This is a genomic window from Nonomuraea terrae, assembly GCF_004348995.1.
GTDB classification, from domain to species: domain Bacteria; phylum Actinomycetota; class Actinomycetes; order Streptosporangiales; family Streptosporangiaceae; genus Nonomuraea; species Nonomuraea terrae.
In genome coordinates, this window is record NZ_SMKQ01000090.1 from 14942 (window position 1) to 31888 (window position 16947).

Here is a 16947-nt window from a genome sequence, read left to right on the forward strand (position 1 = left end):
GGGATGAACGTGTGCCTCTTTCGGCGCCTGGCCTGACTGTGAACGTTAACAACGGGTCTCGTCAAGGGATCCTTCACGTTACGGCGGGGCTATAGAGAACCGTCTTGACGGGTACTTCACGCGACTCTTGACTGGTCGCGAATCGCAGACGTTGACGCTCTCCGTTCTGTTAGCGCTAACACCCGAGGAGCCCCCCACTCATGCTGCGTATCGCCTCATCGGTCCTGTTCTTGGCGGGCCTGCTGGCACCACCGACGCCCGCGGCCTCGGTCGCGGAGCCCATCCCCGAAGGCGCCGTCGTGGAGCAGTTCGACGGCACCACGCTCGGCGAGGACTGGTCGATCCTGTCCCCCGACGACTCCAGATGGAGCCTGTCGGGCGGAGCTCTCCACCTCGACACCCTCACCGGCGACACGCACCAGGGCACCAACAACGCCAGGAACCTCTTCCTCGTGGACGTCCCCGACGGCGACTTCGAGGCCGTCGTCAAGCTCAGCGCGCCGGTCACGCTGGACTACCAGAGCGCGGGCCTGCTGGCCTGGCAGGGGTGGGACGACTACGTACGGACCGGGCTGGCGCACGTCGGGTCCGCCGGCGGGCCGGTGATCGAGACGGCCACCGAGGTCGGCGCCGCCTTCACCTCGTCCTTCGCGCCCCGTCCCGGCTCCACGGCCGAGATCGTCAAGCTGGCGCGGACGGGCGACGAGTTCGTCTCCTCCTACTGGGACGGCACGGCCTGGTCCGAGGCGGCCCGGATGACCGCCCGGCTGACGGTCGGGCAGGTCGGGCTCTTCGGGCTGTCGGCGCAGAACGGCACCTCCGTCCGGGCGACGTTCGACTACTTCGCGATCAAGGCGGCCGAGGGCGAGCGGGTCGTTCCTGAGGGGACGTTCACGCTGCGCGCGAGGGCGCTGCCGTACCTGTCGGCCGAGCGGTCCGGCTCGGTGCGGGCCTCGGCGAAGGCGCCGATGACCGCTCTCGCCTTCACTGCGGAGCCCTCGGGCGACGGCGTACGGCTCAAGGACGCCGCGACAGGCCGCTACCTGCGGGCGTCCGACCGGGTGCGCCTGAGCTCCACGGCGTCGGTCTTCGAGATCATGGACGCCGGCGGCGGCACGGTCACGCTCTCCTCGGGCGGCCGGAGCGTCTCGATCAGCGACGGCCGGCTCGTCATGGGCACGGACGCGGACAAGTTCCGCATCGAGGGCTACACCTCGGGCGAGCTCACCGTGGACACCCGGGCGGCGGGCACCAAGGTGAGCCCCAACCTGTACGGCGTCTTCTACGAGGACATCAACCACGCCGCCGACGGCGGCCTCTACGCCGAGCTGGTGCAGAACCGCTCGTTCGAGTTCAACGCGGTCGACGAGCCCTCCTACACCGGGCTGACGGCCTGGAGCGAGGCCGAGCGCGGCGCCACCGCGACGCTCGCCATCTCCTCCGAGCAGCCGCTCAACCCGAACAACCGCCACTACCTGCGGCTGGACGTGACGGGCGACGGCACGGCCGGGGTGAGCAACGCCGGGTTCAACCGCGGCCTGCCGCTGCGGAAGGGCGAGCGCTACGAGCTGTCGCTGTGGGCCAGGCGCGCGGACGCCGCCCCGCTGACGGTCACCGCCGAGGCGGGCTCCACCGTGCTCGGCAGGGCGACGGTGCGGGTGAAGACGGGCGGCTGGGCGAAGTACACCGCCTCGTTCACCGCGTCGGGCACCACCGACACCGGCCGCCTGGTCGTCCAGGCCCCGGCCGGGCGTACCGACCTCGACATGGTCTCGCTCTTCCCGCGCGACACCTTCAAGGGGCGTGAGAACGGCATGCGCGCCGACCTCGCGAAGATGATCGCGGACCTGGAGCCGCAGTTCCTGCGCTTCCCCGGCGGCTGCGTGGCGAACGTCGGCACCTACGACCCGTACGCGGACAACCAGGACCGGCGGCGCATCTACCAGTGGAAGGAGACGATCGGCCCGGTCGAGGAGCGGCCGACGAACTTCAACTTCTGGGGCTACAACCAGAGCTACGGCATCGGCTACTACGAGTACTTCCAGTTCGCCGAGGACCTCGGGGCCGAGCCGCTGCCCGTGCTGTCGGTGGGCGTGAACGGCTGCGGCGAGAACCGGCCGCTGACCGACGAGGCCGGGCTGGCCCGGTGGGTGCAGGACACGCTCGACCTGATCGAGTTCGCCAACGGCCCGGTCACGTCGGAGTGGGGCGCGAAGCGCGCCGAGCTGGGGCATCCGAAGCCGTTCGGACTGGAGTACATCGGGCTCGGGAACGAGGAGATCTACGAGCAGTTCTTCGCGAACTATCCGAAGTTCGCGGACGCCGTCAGGGCCGAGTACCCGGACATCAAGATCATCAGCAACTCGGGGCAGACGTCGCAGGGCGCCTGGTTCGACCGGATGTGGCAGTTCGCCCGCGATCAGCAGGCCGACCTGGTCGACGAGCACTACTACAACAACACCAGCTGGTTCCTGACCAACAACCGCCGCTACGACTCCTACGACCGCGAGGGCCCCAAGGTGTTCGTGGGCGAGTACGCCTCGCAGGGCAACACGTTCTACAACGCCCTGGCGGAGGCGTCGTACATGACGGGTATCGAGCGCAACTCCGACGTCGTGGAGCTGGCCTCGTACGCGCCGCTGCTGGCCAACGTCGACTACGTGGACTGGACGCCGGACCTCATCTGGTTCGACAACGACGAGGCGTACGGCTCGCCGAGCTACCACGTCCAGCGCCTGTTCGCCACGAACGTGGGCGAGCGGGTGGTGCCGAGCGCGTTCGAGGGCGAGACCGGGCCCGTCGAGGACATCACCGGCGCCGTCGGCCTCGGCTCCTGGAACACCGCCGTCCGCTACGACGACGTGAAGGTCACCGCCGCGGACGGCACCGTGCTGCTGGCCGACGACTGCTCGGCCGGCGCCGGTAACTGGACGCCCGGCCTGGGCACGTGGACCGTCCAGGACGGCGCGTACGTACAGACCGCTCAGATCGCGGACGCCCGCTCCACCGCCGGCTCGGCCGACTGGTCGGACTACACGATCGAGGTGACCGCCCGCAAGACCGCCGGCGCGGAGGGCTTCCTGGTGATGTTCGGGGTGCGCGACACCGGCAACTTCTACTGGTGGAACGTCGGCGGCTGGAACAACACCCAGTCGGCCATCGAGAAGGCCGTCAACGGCGGCAAGTCGTCCGTCGCCACCTCGTCCCACACCGTCCGGACCGGCCGCGACCACCACCTGAAGATCCAGGTCAGCGGTCGCCGCATCACGACCTGGCTGGACGGGCAGCAGGTCAACTCCGTCGTGGACGACTCGCGGGTCGAGCCCCTCTACCAGGTCGTCTCCCGGGACGGAACGTCGGTGACCCTCAAGGTCGTCAACGCCCAGGACACCGCCGTCCGCGCGAACGTGGACCTCGGCCCCACCCGCGTCCGCCCCACCGCCACGGTCACGAGCCTGACCGGCGCCCCCTCCGACACCAACTCCCTGTCCGACCCGGACCGCATCTCTCCGGTCCGGCACCAGCAGAGCGGCTTCTCCTCGACCTTCACCTACGACTTCCCGGCCCACTCAGTGACCTTCATCCCCCTGACCGAACGCTGACCGCGACCCGTCGGGGGTGCGAGCCACCGAACGCCGGCCGCACCCCCGAAGGTTCGCCTCCCCGGCCCCTACGGGACCACGCGGTAGTGGGTGGTGAGGCCCCCGTCCTCGTCCAGGACATGGAACGCGATCACCGCAGGAAGGTCGTAGTCCAGACAGGCGTCGAACCCCACGCCGCCCTCCCAAGGCAGCTTGAGCGTGGACACCACGCCCCCGCCCACGAGCAACGGCCGCCCGGCGAACGTGCCGGCCGCGGCCGTGTGGGCATGCCCGACCAGCACCCCCGCCACGTTCGAACGCCCCGCCAGCACCGACTCCAACCGCTCCGGCCGCAGCAGCCGGATCCCGTCCGCCTCCGGGCTGTGCAGCCTCACCGGCGGGTGGTGAAAGGCCACGAAGACCGGCAGTTCCGTTCCGTCCAGCACTCCCTGCAGCCACCCGAGCGTCTCGTCGTCGAGATGCCCGGCGTCGTCACCCGGAATGGACGAGTCGCACATCGCGTAGACCGCCCGCTCCGTACGCAGCACCTGGTTGACGGGCCCGTCCCCGCCCTCCTCCCCCAGCAGCACACGACGGAACGCGGCCCGCACGTCATGGTTGCCCGGCCCGGCCAGGACGGGATGCCGCGAGGCGAGCAGCTTGGCCGCGGTCTCGTACTCCTCGTCCAGCCCGTGGTCGGCGATGTCGCCGGTGACGAGGACGGCGTCGAGGTCGTGGGGCAGCTCGTCGAGTGTGCGCATGACGGCGTCGGCGCGTCCGGCGCTCTCAGGGGTGGCGCCGATGTGGATGTCGCTCAGGTGAGCGATCACGATCATGTGATGTGTCCTTCCGGTTCTTCAAGGCACGACACACGCTAGGACCGGCACCGGACCAGCCGTAAGATCCGGTCCTGTGCCGGAAGATTGGGCCAGTTCGGGAGTGGACCTGCATCTGGAGCTCTCCTCGCAGGGCGGGCGGCGGCGGGCGCTGGAGGACGCGCTGCGCCGGGCGATCGGGGACGGCCGTCTCCTGCCGGGCGCCCGGCTGCCCTCGACCCGCTCCCTCGCCGCCGAGCTGCGGCTGTCCCGCGGCACGGTGACGGCGGCGTACGACCAGCTCGTCGCGGAGGGCTACCTGATCAGCCGCCCCGGCGCCGCCACCGAGGTGGCCCTCCCGGCCACCACCCCGGTCGAGCCCGCGCGGATCCCTTCGGGCGCGGATGGGGAGCCGGTACACGATCTGCGGCCGGGGCAGCCCGACGTGTCCGCCTTTCCGGCCCGCGCGTGGCTGCGGGCGACGCGGCACGTGCTGGCGACCGCGCCCGCCGGGGTGCTGGGCCCGTGCGACCCGCGTGGCCGGATCGAGCTGCGGGCGGCGCTCGCCGGCTACCTCGCCAGGACCCGCGGGGTGCTCGCCGATCCCGAGCTGATCGTGGTCACGACGGGGTTCGTCCAGGCGCTCAACCTCCTCGCCACGGTCGTCGGCGGCACCGTCGCCATGGAGGACCCGGGCCACGACTTCTACCGCGGGGTGGTCTCGCGCGCCGGGTGCGAGATCGTCCCGCTGCCGGTGGACGAGCTCGGCGCCCGTACCGACCTGCTGACCTCCGAGATCACGGCGGCGGTCGTGACGCCCGCGCACCAGTACCCGATGGGCGTCCCCCTGCACCCGCGCCGCCGCCGCGCGCTGCGCGCGTGGGGCGGCCTGGTGGTCGAGGACGACTACGACGGCGAGTTCCGCTACGACCGGCAGCCCGTCGGCGCGCTCCAGGCCACGGCGCCCGACCGGGTGGTCTACTGCGGCACCACGTCGGAGTCTCTCGCGCCGGCGCTGCGCCTGGCCTGGATGGCGGTGCCGCCCGCGCTGATCGGCCCGGTCACCGAGGCCAAGCTGTACGCCGACGCGCACACCGAGGTGCTCGGCCAGCTCGTGCTCGCCAGGCTGATCGAGACGCACGACTACGACCGGCACATCCGCGCCGCCCGCCTGCGCTACCGACGCCGCCGCGACCTGCTGCGCGCCCGCCTGCGCGACGCGCTGCCCGGCGCGCGGCTGCCCGGCGTGGCGGCGGGCCTGCGCGCCCTCCTCCTGCTGCCCGGGGACGGCCCGTCGGAGGCGGAGGTGCTGGCCGCGTGCGAGCACCGCGGCATCGCCCTGCGCCCGGCGTCCCCGCTCTGGCACGACGCGGGCCACGACGGCCTGCTCATCGGGTACGCCGCGCCCTCCGAACGCGCCTACCCGCACGCGCTCGCCGCGCTCGCCGAGACGCTCGCGGGAACCCGGCGCGCCGCACGCTCGTTGTCCGGGTGAAGCACACGGCGGAGGGGTGACATGGGCTGGCACTACCGGAAGTCAATCAAAGTCGGGCCGTTCCGGATCAACCTGTCGCGGCACGGGGTCGGCCACAGCTACGGCAACCGGCGCTTCCACGTCTCGACCTATCCCGACGGCCGCCGTCACGTGAGCGTGCGCCTGCCCGGCGGCTTCCACATCGGCAAGACGTTCGGCAAGAGCAGGGGCTACCCGCGCCACTACTGACCTTCGGCGGTCCTTCGACCGCTTGAGATAGACGGGTCGGAGGCGAAAACCTCCGGCCCGTCCCTTTTCACCCTTTCGAGATGCGGGGAAAGTGAACGGATGAGCCGTCACATGACCCCCGAAGAGTTCCGCCGCCACGGCAAGCAGGTGGTGGACTGGATCGCCGACTATCTCGCCGGCATCGAGTCCCGTCCCGTGATGTCCCAGGTGGAGCCGGGTGAGATCCGGCGCGCCGTGCCGGAGCGGCCGCCCGAGCACGGCGAGCCGTTCGAGGCCGTCCTGGCGGACGTGGAGCGCGTCCTGCTGCCCGGCGTGACGCACTGGCAGCATCCGGGTTTCTTCGCCTATTTCCCGTCCAACGCCAGCGGCCCGTCCATCCTGGGCGACCTGCTGTCGAGCGGGCTCGGCGTGCAGGGGATGCTCTGGATCACGAGCCCGGCGTGCACGGAGCTGGAGACCGTGGTGGTGGACTGGCTGGCCGACCTGCTGGGCCTGCCCGACCACTTCCGCACCGACGGGCGCGGCGGCGGCGTCATCCAGGACTCCGCGTCGAGCGCCTGTCTGGTGGCGCTGCTGGCGGCGCTGCACCGGGCCGGCGGCGGCCGGGTGGCGTCCGAGGGGATCGACCGCCGCTACACCCTCTATGTGTCGTCGCAGACGCACTCGTCACTGGAGAAGGCCGCGCGGATCGCGGGCCTGGGCGCGGCGGGCGTACGCGTCGTGGACGTCGACCCGCGCACGATGGCCATGGACCCCGCCCACCTGCGGACACTGCTGGAGCGCGACGAGGCGGCGGGCGCCGTGCCGGCGATGGTGTGCGCGACCGTGGGCACCACCTCGACCACGGCCATCGACCCGGTGGCCGCCATCGGCGACGTGTGCCGCGAGCGCGGCGTCTGGCTGCACGTGGACGCCGCGTACGCCGGGGTCGCGGCGGTCTGCCCCGAGTTCCGGTGGATCAACGACGGCGTGGCCGCCTACGCGGACTCCTACGCCACGAACCCGCACAAATGGCTGCTGACCAACTTCGACTGCACCGTGCTCTGGACGGCGGACCGCGCTCCGCTGCTGGGCGCGTTGTCGATCCTGCCCGACTACCTCAGGAACGCGGCCACCTCCTCCGGCTCGGTCGTGGACTACCGAGACTGGCAGGTGCCGCTCGGCCGCCGCTTCCGCGCGCTGAAGCTGTGGTCGGTCATCCGCTGGTACGGCGCCGAGGGCCTGCGCGCGCACATCCGCTCGGGCGTCGCGCTGGCGCAGGAGCTGGCCTCGTGGATCTCCGCCGAGCCCGGCTTCGAGGTGCACGAGCCGCATCCCCTCGGCCTGGTGTGCTTCCGCCCCCTGTGGCCAGGGATGCCCCCGGACGAGGCGGATCGTGCCACGACGTGGCTGATGGACCGGCTCAACGCCGGCGGCTCCCTCTACCTGACCCACACGAAGATCGCCGGCCGCGTGGTGCTGCGCATGGCCGTCGGCGGCGTCGCCACGGAACACCACCATGTGAAGTCCGCCTGGGACCGGATTCGGGAGGAACACGCCGCCCTCGCCGCCACCCGTCAGTGAACGGGCCCACCGTGAACGGGCCGGCCCGCCGTCCCGGACGGCTGATCCTGATCTGCGGCCTGCCCGGCGCGGGCAAGACCACGCTGGCCCGCCGCCTGGCCGCCGAGCGCGCCGCCGTGCGGCTCTGCCCGGACGAGTGGCTGGCGCACCTCGGCCTCGACCCGCACGACGAGGCCGCCCGCGACCGGCTGGAGAAGCAGCTCTGGCGGCACGCCCGCGACCTGCTGCGGCTCGGCCAGACGGTCATCCTGGAGTACGGCTTCTGGGCGCGGTCCGAGCGCGAGGAGCTGCGCCTGGCCGCCCGCGCGATGGGGGCGGCCGTCGAGCTCCACTACCTCACGGCCCCGCTGGACGAGCTGTGGCGCCGCGTGGAGGCGCGCCATGGGTGGGGCACGGTGCCGATCACCCGCGCCATGCTCGAACAGGGCGCCGCGATCTTCGAGCCACCGGACGACGCCGAGCTGTCGCGCTACGACCGGCCGGAAAACGAAGAGGCACCTCACCACGAGAGGTGAGGTGCCTTGTGGAACAAGGAGTGGAGCTATGGGGATTCGAACCCCAGACCTCCTCCATGCCATGGAGGCGCGCTACCAACTGCGCCATAGCCCCTTGCGATCAACAAGTGTACAGGGGTTCCGGAGCCCCCGTGTCACGCCGGAGCGTTCGTGATACGTCTTAGGTTTTATGTCGACCTTCGAGGAGCACCGCGGCCTGCTGGTGGGTGTCGCGTACCGGATCCTGGGGAGCGTCTCCGACGCCGAGGACGTCGTCCAGGAGGCGTGGCTGCGCTGGTCGGGGGTGGACGAGGCGGACGTCAACGACCCCAAGGCGTACCTGGTCAGGGTGACCACGCGGCTGGCGATCGACCGGCTACGGTGGGCGAAGTCCCGGCGGGAGTCGTACATCGGGCCGTGGCTGCCCGAGCCGATCGGCACGGAGCCCGACGTGGCCGAGCACGCCGAGCTGGCCGACTCCGTGGAGCTGGCGCTGCTGGTGGTGCTGGAGACGCTGTCGCCGCTGGAGCGGGCCGTGTTCGTGTTACGGGAGGCGTTCGACCTGCCGTTCGCGGAGATCGGGGAGATCATCGGCCGGTCGGAGGCTGCCACCCGGCAGCTCGCCCGGCGGGCGCGCGAGCACGTACGCGACAAACGGCCGCGCTTCGAGGTCGACCGGGGCGAACGCCGGCGGATCACCGAGCGGTTCATCGACGCGGCCGGGGCCGGGGACCTGGACGGGCTGATCCGGTTGCTGGCCGACGACGTGGCGATCGTGAGCGACGGCGGCGGCAAGGCGCGCGCGCCGTTGCGCGTCATCACGGGCGCCGACCACGTCGGCCGTTTCCTGACCTCGATCACCAGGCCGAGGGAGATGGCGCGTTTCATGGCCTCGATCGGCCTGGCCGAGGTCCCGGACCTGGCGTTCGAGGTGGCGCAGGTCAACGGCGCCCCGGCGGTGGTGATCTCGGCCGGCGACCAGGTGATCACGCTGCTCTCGCTGCTGGTGTCGGACGGCAGGATCACCACGATCTACCTCATCGCCAACCCCGACAAACTGGCTCACCTCGCCACCGCCTGACGCGGGTCAGCCGCGTCCGCAGGTGGTGCGCATGGTGAGGGCGGCATCGTCCAGGGTCAGGGCGACCTCGACCCGGCCCAGTTCGGACGTGTGCCTGACGTGGGTGCCGCCGCACGGGATGGACGCCTCGCCGTCCGGCAGCGAGCAGTGCCACGTGCGGCGGGCCGTCAGCTCCGGCCCCGGCACCTCGACGCGGACCGGCGCGTCCGCGTCGGCCCACGCCTGCAGCAGGTCGTTCACCTCGTGGGCGACCTTCGCCGGGTCCAGGTCGTCGGCCGCGAAGCCCTTCTTGCGCAGCGACTTGCCCAGCCGGTAGACGTCGACGCTGCCGTACGGGCTGATCCGCGAGGACGTGATCGCGGCCTGGTCGAAGTCGGGATGCCCGAGCGCGTCGGTCCTCGTCTCCTTGCGCCAGCGGCCGGCCAGGGCCGCGTTGAGGGCGAGCGCGGCGAGGTGGCAGGCGGTGTGACCGGCCGAGAGCGCCGCCCGGAAGCCCGCGTCGACCTCCAGGTCGACCTCGGCGCCCACGGGCAGCGGGGTCTCCGTCACGTGGACGACGAGCCACTGCCATCCCTCGGCGCCCCGCCGCACCGGGATGGCCTCACCGATGAGGACCTCTCCGTCGGCCGAGCGGGCGCCGGTCACGCAGTCGGCGACCGGCAGGCCGCCGATCGTGCCGCGGTCGGCGGGCTGGTCGGGCCAGGTGTGGTCGAGGGGGTGGAACGGCGTCTCGGCGACGACGAGGCCGTGCCGCTCCCCCACCGGCACGGCCCCGACGATCGGGGAGCGGCCGCTGGTGCGGCCTTCGGGAAAGGTGACGAGCGTGGATTCCATCGGGGAATTGTCTCAGCGCCCGGCGCGCCGCTCGTCCTCCAGGTAGCGGTCTCGGCCGGCGTACAGGCCGGTGACGAGCTGCGCGGCGATCACCACGAAGATCAGCGTGAACGGCAGCGCCCACCCGCCGGTCGCGTCGTGCAGCACGCCCACCAGCAGCGGCCCGGCGCCGGCGATGAGGTAGCCGGCACTCTGGCCGAACGCCGACAGCGCGGCCGTGGTCTCCGGCGTCCGCGTGCGCAGCCCGAGCATCATCAGCGCCAGCGGGAACGACCCCATGCCGACCGCCACGAACGCCACCCAGACCAGCGCCAGCGACGCCGGCCCGGCCCAGAGCCCGGCGAACCCGATCACGTAGAACGCGACCAGTCCCACCACGACCGGCCGCTGGTCGCGGAAGCGGCCGGCCACCGAGGGCACGAACATCGAGACGGGGATGTTCAGCGCGGTGAAGATCCCGACGATCAGCCCGGCCTGCGCGCTGTCGTACCCGAGGTCGCCGAGCATGGTGGCGAGCCAGCCGAACATGATGTAAGCGATCATCGACTGGGTGCCGAAGTAGATCGCGATCGTCCAGGCCAGCGGGCTTCCCAGCAGGCCGCGGATGCCCTCGTCCCGGCCGCCCGTGTCCCGCTCCGGCTCACTGCGCAACAGCGCAAGCCACGGAATGGCGGCGACGGCGGCCAGGGCCGCCCACACCCCGAGCGCGACGTGCCAGTCGCCTGACACGTTCTCGATCGGCACGGTGGCCGCGGCGGCCAGCATGGTGCCCACCGCGAGGGCCGTGGTGTAGACGGTGGTCATGATCCCGGTACGGGCCGGGAAGTGACGCTTGATCAGCGTCGGGATGAGCACGTTGCCGACGGCGCCGCCGGACAGCGCGACCGCGCTGCTCACCAGGAACACCGCGGCCGAGTCGACCAGCACCCTGACCAGCAGCCCCACGCCCAGCGTGACCAGGGCGAGCAGCAGCAGCCGGTGCTCGCCCAAGCGCCGCGACAGCCCCGGGGTGACCGCGCCCACGCCGGCGAAGGCCAGCACGGGCAACGTGGTCAGCAGTCCGGTGCCGACGCTCGACATGCCGAGCGTCCGGGCGATCTCGTCGAGCACCGGCCCGACGCTGGTGACGCCGGTACGCAGGTTGAGCGCCGCAAGGACGATCCCCAGGACGACAAGCCAGGCCAGGGAGCCGGGTCTGCCTCGGGACTCGGGGACCAGCGCACTCATTCAGGCAATCCTCTACTCATCGAATCATGGGATGAATCAGTAACAGGCCGGAAACTTAGGTTTATTCCGATCCGCTGTCAAATCCCCCGGCCCCGCACAGACGACGAGACCCCCGCCCACGGGGCGGGGGTCTCGTCGGAAAACCGCGTCACAGGACGGGTCGCGGGCCCTGCGGCGGCTCCCCGCCAGGGGGCATCGGCCCAGGAGGCGGCAGCGTGCCGCCCGGCGGCTGGTCGCCGCCCACCGTGCCGGGCGGAACAGGCTGGTCACCGCCGTACGTGGAGCCGCGCTGGTGCGACCCCGGCACGTCGTCGCGCTGGTGCGGTCCGGGCACGTCGCCGCGCCACGCGCCGGTCTCGCCGCCGCGCGACTCGATGAACTGCTTGAACCGCTTCATGTCCCCGACGACCCGCATGCGGACGAGTTGGAGCCAGTCGGCGGCCGTCTCGGCGATGCCCTCAGGGTCGTACTCCATCTGGAGGGTCACCCTGGTGGTGCCGTCGTCGATCCGGTGGAACGTCACCACGCCCGACTGGCGGGGTTTGTCGAGGCTGCGCCACGAGACCCGCTCGTCCGGGTGCTGCTCGGTGATCTCGGCCTCGAACTCGCGCCTGACGCCGGCGATCTCCGCCACCCACGCCGTACGCGTGTCGCTCAGTTGCTTGACGGACTCGACGCCTTCCATGAACTCCGGGAAGCTCTCGAACTGCGTCCACTGGTTGTAGGCCACCCTGATGGGGACCCTGACGTCTTCTGAGTGCTCGATCGTGCTCATGTGATGAGCCCCTGCCCGGGCGCTGCGGGCGTTAACGCCTGCGCAGCAGCCAGTACAGGCCCACGAGCGGCAGCACGAGCGGGATGAACAGGTAGCCCTGACCGTAGCCGGACCAGACGGTCGCGTCGGGGAAGGCGGCCGGGTCGAGCAGGCTGAGCGTGCCGACGATGAGCACGCCGGCCAGCTCGACGCCGAGCGCGGCGAGCGCGAGGCGCCGCGCGCCGCGCCAGAGCGCGACGGTGAGCAGGATGTAGACGGCCGCGGCGAACGCCGACAGCGAATAGGCCAGCGGCGCCTCGCCGAACCTCATGGCGATCTGCACGCCCGCCCGCGCCCCGGCGGCCAGGGAGAACAGCCCGTAGACCGCGATCAGCGCACGCCCCGGCCCTGAGCCGATGGGGGCGGTCATGCCATGCCCTGCCAGATCTGCAGCAGCCGGCCGTTCATGACCGCGATCGCGAACCCGGCGACGGCGAGGATCGCCGTGCCCCATCTGCTGCGCTCGGCCAGCGCCAGGAATACCGCGGCAGGCGGGATCAGCACCTGGCCGCCGACGTAGCCGAACAGCGTCACCTTGTCGGCGGGCCCGCCGCCGCCGGCCACCGCCGCGATCACGAAGCCCGCCTGCACCAGCACGGCGAGTTCGAGCACGGCGAAGCCGACCAGCAGCACCATGCCCATCGGCCGGTTGCGGAAGGCGGCGATCAGGCTCGCCAGCATGAGCACGAGCGCGCCGGCGATGACGATCGTGGAGACGATGGTGTTCATCGCCGCCAAGGCTATCGCCCGGGTGGCTCGCCCTCGATTCCGTCCAGCACCCGGCGGAGCCCGCGCTCGAAGCCCGCCCGCCCCGCGTACGTCGTGGCTCGATCATGGCGTCGGCCGGGGCGGGCGTCCCGCTGGTGCCGGTCACGCTCATAGGATCGAAGACGTGCAGAAAATCCTCGTCAGCGCCTGCCTGATCGGCCGCAAGGTGCGCTACGACGGCCGCGCCAAGACGAGCTCCGACGCCTGCCTCGCCGGGTGGCGGGTGGAGGGGCGGCTGGTGTCGTTCTGCCCGGAGGTGTCGGGCGGGCTGCCGGTCCCCCGGCCCGCGGCCGAGATCGAGGGCGGCGCCGGCGGGGCGGCCGTCCTCGACGGTGCGGCTCGCGTGCTGACCGCCGACGGGGCCGACGTGACGGAGGAGTTCCTGGCGGGGGCGCGGGCGGCGCTCGCGGCGGCGCGCACGCACGGCGTCCGGATGGCGGTGCTCAAGGAGGGCAGCCCGTCGTGCGGCGCGCTGTCGATCTACGACGGCACGTTCACGGGGCGGCGCGCCCCGGGCCAGGGTGTCACGACGGCGCTGCTCGAACGCCACGGCATCCGCGTCTTCACCGAGGACCGGCTCGCCGAGGCGGCCTCCTACCTGCGCACCCTCGAAACGTAGAACGCCCCGGTCAGGCCGCCGGCGAGCAGGGCCGCCGTCGTGCCGTGATACCAGAGGAGCAGCGCGCGGGGCTCCCCCGGGCCGAGGGCCACCGCGAGGATTCCCAGCGTCACCCCGCCGAGGGCGACGGCGTACCCGTACAGGAGGCCGTCCCAGGCCCATCGGCGGTGGGCCAGCGCGCCGTACGCGCCGGTGAGCCCGGCGGCGGCGCAGACGATCTCGACGACGACGGCGGGCACGATCACCGGCTCACGCACCGGACCGAGCGCGACCCCGGAGTGCAGCAGCGCGAACGCCACGAAAGAGAGCGCGCAGATCAACGCGATGGCGCCGAGCGCGCGGCGGAGTGCGTCCATGGCCCCACGGTGCCACCGCCGCGGGTGCGGGGTCGTCGTCTCCTGGGAGGTCACCCGGCTACGCCGTCCGCCGTAGACGTCCTGATGGGAAGAAGGATGTACGCCAGGTTCCGTCCGCCGGAGGAGGCAGGTCACCACCCTGATCACGATGATTGCCGTATGACGATCGGACTGCTCCTCGGCCTGGCAGCGCTGGCGTTGGTCGACAGCACCAGCTTCGGCACCCTCGGCATCCCCCTGGTGCTCATGCTGACGATGGACAGGTCGCGGACGCCGCGGTTGTTCGTCTACCTGGCCACCGTGACGGTCTTCTACTTCCTGGTGGGCGTGGCGCTCATGCTCGGGTTGTCGACGGCGCTGGAGAGCTTCGGCGACCTGTTGCAGAGCCGGCCCGGGTACATCGCGCAACTCGTCGTCGGGGTGGGGCTGTTCGTGCTGAGCTTCCGGTTCGACCCCAAGCGCCGCGCCAAACGGGGCAAGTCCACCACGTTCCAGCCTCGGGCAGGCGGCCCGGCGACGATGGTGACGCTCGGGCTGACCGCCGGGGTGGTGGAGGTGGCGACGATGGTCCCGTACCTCGCGGCGATCGGCCTGATGACCACCTCTGGGCTGACGGCGGCGCAGTGGTTGCCCGTGCTGGCGGCGTACGTGCTGGTCATGATCCTGCCCATTCTGGTGATCATGGGGGTGCGGGCGGCGGCCGGGAAGCGGCTGGAGCCGCGGCTGGAGCGGCTGCGCGACTGGCTGACCAAGCACTCGGTGTCGGCCGCGGGATGGGCGCTGGCGATCGTCGGTTTCCTGCTGGCCCGCGACGCGGCGTTCTACCTGTTCTTCCAGCCCGCCTAGGATCAGATCTCCGGGGGGAGATCTGTCATGTTGCGGGCGTTTCTGAGAACGGAGGCCGGCAGCACGAGTGTGCTGCTCGCCGCCACGGTGCTGGCCCTGGCGTGGGTGAACTCACCATGGGGCAACACGTACGAGGCCTTCTGGCACACGCCCATGGGGATCTCCTTCGGCGACGCCGCGTTCTCTCTCGACCTGCGCCACTGGGTCAACGACGGCCTGATGACCGTCTTCTTCTTCCTCATCGGGCTGGAGGTCTCCTACGAGATCCGGCTCGGGCAGCTGCGCGACCGCCGGCTGGTCGCCGTGCCGGCCGTCGCGGCGTTCGGCGGCATGCTGGTCCCGGCCGGCGTCTACCTGCTGCTCAACGCGGGCGGGCCGGCGGCCGGCGGGTGGGGCGTGCCGATCGCCACCGACACCGCGTTCGTGCTCGGCCTGCTGGCCGTGGTCGGGGCGCGCTGCCCCGATCCGCTGCGGGCGTTCCTGCTGACGCTGGCCATCGTGGACGACGTGCTGGCGATCATGATCATCGCGATCTTCTACACCGATCGCCTGTCCGTCCCCGCGCTGCTCCTGGCCGTGCTGCTGCTGGCCGCCATCGTGACCCTGCGGTGGCTGAAGATCTGGCGGGCGCCCGCGTACATCGTGCTCGGCTTCTCCCTGTGGGTGGCCACCCTGCAGAGCGGCATCCACCCGACGCTGATCGGCATCGCGCTCGGCATCCTCGTCTTTGTGTACGTGCCCACCGACCACAAGCTGCTGCTGGCCGGGGAGGCCGTCCAGGAGTTCACCAGCACCCCGAGCGCCCGGGCCGCCCGCGAGGCCACGCGCCGCGTGCAGCGCGCCGTCTCCGTCAACGAACGGCTGCAGCTGCGGCTGCACCCGTGGAGCAGCTACGTGATCGTGCCGATCTTCGCCCTGGCCAACGCCGGGGTGCGGCTCGACGGCGAGACCCTGCGGGCGGCGGCCACCTCGCCGGTCGCCATCGGCGTGGCGCTGGGGCTGCTGCTCGGCAAGTTCGTCGGCATCTCGCTGGGCACGTGGCTGCCGCTGCGGCTCGGGTGGGGGACCCTGCCGGGCAACCTCGTATGGGGGCAACTGCTGGGCGGGGCCGCCGTGTCCGGGATCGGCTTCACCGTGGCGCTGTTCATCGTCGACCTGGCCTTCGAGGACTCCGTCCTGCACGACCAGGCGAAGATCGGCATCCTGGCCGGGTCGCTGCTGTCGGCCGCGCTGGGGTGGGTGATCTTCAAGCTGGCATGGGACCGCGGCGGCGTCTGCGCGCCGCCCGACGCCGAGCCCGCCGAGGAGCTCCCTGACACCCTGTCCGTGCCGGTCGGCCCCGGCGACCACGTACGCGGCCCCGCGAAGGCCCGGGTGACGATCGTGGAGTACGCCGACTTCGAATGCCCCTACTGCGGGCGCCTCCACCCGATCCTGGAGGAGATCATCAGGAAGAACCCCGACGTGCGGCTGGTCTTCCGGCACTTCCCGCTGCGCACCCTGCACCCACGGGCCGCCCCCGCGGCGATCGTCGCCGAGGCCGCGGCCGACGCGGACCGTTTCTGGGAGATGCACGACGTCCTCTACGACAACCAGCGCTTCCTCACCGACGCCGACCTCGAGCACTTCGCCGCCGAACTCGCCGTCGACCCCTGGGGGGACGTGCCCCGCCACGTCGAAAGGGTCGCGCTCGACGAGACGTCGGGACGCGAGAGCGGCGTACGCGGCACCCCGACCCTCTTCCTGAACGGCCGGCGGTACCAGGGCGCCCTGGATCTGGATTCGATCAGCCGGGCGCTGGAAGAAATCCGCGAATCCCCGTAGCGTCGTCGCGTCCGTCGTCGTACCCGCTGGAGTCGCTCGATGTCCCCCGCATCCCTCATCATCTCGATGATCGCCCAGATCATCCTGGCCGTCGTGCTGATCGCCGGGGCCGTCATGACCGGACTGCGCAGGCGCGACCACGGACGGGCGGCGATCCTGGGCATGGCGGGCTGCATCACCCTCCTGCTGGAGGTGGTGCTCGGGATCGTGATCCAGCTCATGATCCCGGCGATGGTCACGTCGCTGGGCGGGGGCTCCGCGGTGGCGTTGCTGGTGGTCAACCTGATCAGCGTCGTCCTGAAGGTGACCGGGCTCGGGTTGCTCATCTGGGCGGTCGTCGCCCGCCGCACCTCGGCGCCCGCCGAGACCCCGTCCTGGCACCAGCCCGCCGCCCACTCGGCC

17 protein-coding genes and 1 tRNA gene are annotated in these 16947 nt (G+C 71.7%); 10 read left to right on the plus strand and 8 right to left on the minus strand.

Going from position 1 to position 16947, the window contains the following annotated elements; genetic code table 11:
* Positions 1-200 precede the first annotated feature (200 nt).
* Positions 201-3602, plus strand: a complete 3402-nt coding sequence (locus E1286_RS25705; RefSeq protein WP_132616253.1) for an alpha-L-arabinofuranosidase C-terminal domain-containing protein — start codon at positions 201-203, stop codon at positions 3600-3602.
* A 68-nt stretch (positions 3603-3670) separates the two neighbouring features.
* On the opposite strand, the gene E1286_RS25710 is transcribed toward E1286_RS25705, so the two are convergent.
* Positions 3671-4417: a metallophosphoesterase gene (locus tag E1286_RS25710; RefSeq protein WP_132616255.1), complete on the minus strand. Its 747-nt coding sequence runs from the start codon at positions 4415-4417 to the stop codon at positions 3671-3673.
* Positions 4418-4493: 76 nt separating this feature from the next.
* Here E1286_RS25710 and pdxR point away from each other — a divergent pair, with 76 nt between their 5' ends.
* The 4 genes from pdxR (at position 4494) to E1286_RS25730 (ending at position 8197) form a co-directional block, all read left to right on the plus strand.
* Positions 4494-5891 carry a MocR-like pyridoxine biosynthesis transcription factor PdxR gene (gene pdxR, locus E1286_RS25715; protein ID WP_132616256.1) on the plus strand — a complete coding sequence of 466 codons (1398 nt, stop codon included), beginning with the start codon at positions 4494-4496 and terminating at the stop codon, positions 5889-5891.
* Between the two features lie 21 nt (positions 5892-5912).
* Positions 5913-6119 (plus strand): DUF4236 domain-containing protein, encoded by a 207-nt coding sequence (locus E1286_RS25720; protein WP_132616258.1) that lies wholly within the window; start codon positions 5913-5915, stop codon positions 6117-6119.
* 111 nt (positions 6120-6230) lie between these two features.
* On the plus strand, positions 6231-7682 hold the full coding sequence (locus E1286_RS25725; RefSeq protein ID WP_132616260.1) for a pyridoxal-dependent decarboxylase: 1452 nt from the start codon (positions 6231-6233) through the stop codon (positions 7680-7682).
* An 11-nt stretch (positions 7683-7693) separates the two neighbouring features.
* On the plus strand, positions 7694-8197 hold the full coding sequence (locus tag E1286_RS25730) for a P-loop nucleotide/nucleoside kinase family protein (protein WP_132616262.1): 504 nt from the start codon (positions 7694-7696) through the stop codon (positions 8195-8197).
* Between the two features lie 21 nt (positions 8198-8218).
* Here the strand turns inward: E1286_RS25730 and E1286_RS25735 are convergent.
* Positions 8219-8291 (minus strand) — tRNA-Ala (locus tag E1286_RS25735).
* Positions 8292-8366: 75 nt separating this feature from the next.
* Between E1286_RS25735 and E1286_RS25740 the strand changes: the two genes are divergently transcribed.
* Positions 8367-9257, plus strand: a complete 891-nt coding sequence (locus E1286_RS25740; protein ID WP_132616263.1) for an RNA polymerase sigma-70 factor — start codon at positions 8367-8369, stop codon at positions 9255-9257.
* 6 nt (positions 9258-9263) lie between these two features.
* Here the strand turns inward: E1286_RS25740 and E1286_RS25745 are convergent, their stop codons facing one another.
* The 5 genes from E1286_RS25745 to E1286_RS25765 all read right to left on the minus strand — a co-directional run bounded on the left by E1286_RS25745 (position 9264) and on the right by E1286_RS25765 (position 12861).
* Complete coding sequence (locus E1286_RS25745) at positions 9264-10091, minus strand: alanyl-tRNA editing protein (RefSeq protein WP_132616265.1); 828 nt, start codon at positions 10089-10091, stop codon at positions 9264-9266.
* 12 nt (positions 10092-10103) lie between these two features.
* Positions 10104-11318, minus strand: a complete 1215-nt coding sequence (locus E1286_RS25750; protein ID WP_132616267.1) for a CynX/NimT family MFS transporter — start codon at positions 11316-11318, stop codon at positions 10104-10106.
* Positions 11319-11466: 148 nt separating this feature from the next.
* On the minus strand, positions 11467-12093 hold the full coding sequence (locus E1286_RS25755) for an SRPBCC family protein (protein WP_132616269.1): 627 nt from the start codon (positions 12091-12093) through the stop codon (positions 11467-11469).
* Positions 12094-12124: 31 nt separating this feature from the next.
* The gene (locus E1286_RS25760) at positions 12125-12502 is read right to left on the minus strand and encodes a hypothetical protein (RefSeq protein WP_132616271.1); all 378 of its coding nucleotides are present in this window, start codon (positions 12500-12502) and stop codon (positions 12125-12127) included.
* On the minus strand, positions 12499-12861 hold the full coding sequence (locus tag E1286_RS25765) for a hypothetical protein (RefSeq protein WP_132616273.1): 363 nt from the start codon (positions 12859-12861) through the stop codon (positions 12499-12501). The genes E1286_RS25760 and E1286_RS25765 overlap by 4 nt, the downstream gene beginning before the upstream one ends.
* A 163-nt stretch (positions 12862-13024) precedes the next feature.
* On the opposite strand from E1286_RS25765, the gene E1286_RS25770 reads away from it, so the two are divergent.
* A complete protein-coding gene (locus E1286_RS25770; protein ID WP_132616275.1) occupies positions 13025-13519 on the plus strand; it encodes a 2-thiouracil desulfurase family protein in 495 nt (164 codons plus the stop codon).
* Here E1286_RS25770 and E1286_RS25775 read toward each other — a convergent pair.
* The gene (locus tag E1286_RS25775) at positions 13495-13875 is read right to left on the minus strand and encodes a hypothetical protein (RefSeq protein ID WP_132616277.1); all 381 of its coding nucleotides are present in this window, start codon (positions 13873-13875) and stop codon (positions 13495-13497) included. The two genes, E1286_RS25770 and E1286_RS25775, sit on opposite strands and share 25 nt — an antisense overlap.
* Before the next feature lie 159 nt (positions 13876-14034).
* On the opposite strand from E1286_RS25775, the gene E1286_RS25780 reads away from it, so the two are divergent.
* The 3 genes from E1286_RS25780 to E1286_RS25790 form a co-directional block, all read left to right on the plus strand.
* Positions 14035-14721: a GAP family protein gene (locus tag E1286_RS25780; RefSeq protein ID WP_165969915.1), complete on the plus strand. Its 687-nt coding sequence runs from the start codon at positions 14035-14037 to the stop codon at positions 14719-14721.
* Between the two features lie 27 nt (positions 14722-14748).
* Positions 14749-16545 carry a Na+/H+ antiporter NhaA gene (gene nhaA / locus E1286_RS25785; protein ID WP_132616281.1) on the plus strand — a complete coding sequence of 599 codons (1797 nt, stop codon included), beginning with the start codon at positions 14749-14751 and terminating at the stop codon, positions 16543-16545.
* Positions 16546-16584: 39 nt separating this feature from the next.
* Positions 16585-16947, plus strand: a 363-nt coding sequence (locus E1286_RS25790; protein WP_132616283.1) for a hypothetical protein, incomplete at its 3' end; no start/stop codon positions are given.

Excerpts from the sequence above, each read along its gene's own strand:
- E1286_RS25710 (WP_132616255.1), bottom strand. The coding sequence starts at position 4,417 with ATGATCGTGATCGCTCACCTGAGCGACATCCACATCGGCGCCACCCCT.
- E1286_RS25755 (WP_132616269.1), bottom strand. The coding sequence starts at position 12,093 with ATGAGCACGATCGAGCACTCAGAAGACGTCAGGGTCCCCATCAGGGTG.
- nhaA (WP_132616281.1), top strand. The coding sequence starts at position 14,749 with ATGTTGCGGGCGTTTCTGAGAACGGAGGCCGGCAGCACGAGTGTGCTG.
- E1286_RS25705 (WP_132616253.1), top strand. The coding sequence starts at position 201 with ATGCTGCGTATCGCCTCATCGGTCCTGTTCTTGGCGGGCCTGCTGGCA.
- E1286_RS25760 (WP_132616271.1), bottom strand. The coding sequence starts at position 12,502 with ATGACCGCCCCCATCGGCTCAGGGCCGGGGCGTGCGCTGATCGCGGTC.
- E1286_RS25750 (WP_132616267.1), bottom strand. The coding sequence starts at position 11,318 with ATGAGTGCGCTGGTCCCCGAGTCCCGAGGCAGACCCGGCTCCCTGGCC.
- E1286_RS25720 (WP_132616258.1), top strand. The coding sequence starts at position 5,913 with ATGGGCTGGCACTACCGGAAGTCAATCAAAGTCGGGCCGTTCCGGATC.
- E1286_RS25765 (WP_132616273.1), bottom strand. The coding sequence starts at position 12,861 with ATGAACACCATCGTCTCCACGATCGTCATCGCCGGCGCGCTCGTGCTC.
- E1286_RS25775 (WP_132616277.1), bottom strand. The coding sequence starts at position 13,875 with ATGGACGCACTCCGCCGCGCGCTCGGCGCCATCGCGTTGATCTGCGCG.
- E1286_RS25780 (WP_165969915.1), top strand. The coding sequence starts at position 14,035 with ATGACGATCGGACTGCTCCTCGGCCTGGCAGCGCTGGCGTTGGTCGAC.
- E1286_RS25725 (WP_132616260.1), top strand. The coding sequence starts at position 6,231 with ATGACCCCCGAAGAGTTCCGCCGCCACGGCAAGCAGGTGGTGGACTGG.
- E1286_RS25745 (WP_132616265.1), bottom strand. The coding sequence starts at position 10,091 with ATGGAATCCACGCTCGTCACCTTTCCCGAAGGCCGCACCAGCGGCCGC.
- E1286_RS25740 (WP_132616263.1), top strand. The coding sequence starts at position 8,367 with ATGTCGACCTTCGAGGAGCACCGCGGCCTGCTGGTGGGTGTCGCGTAC.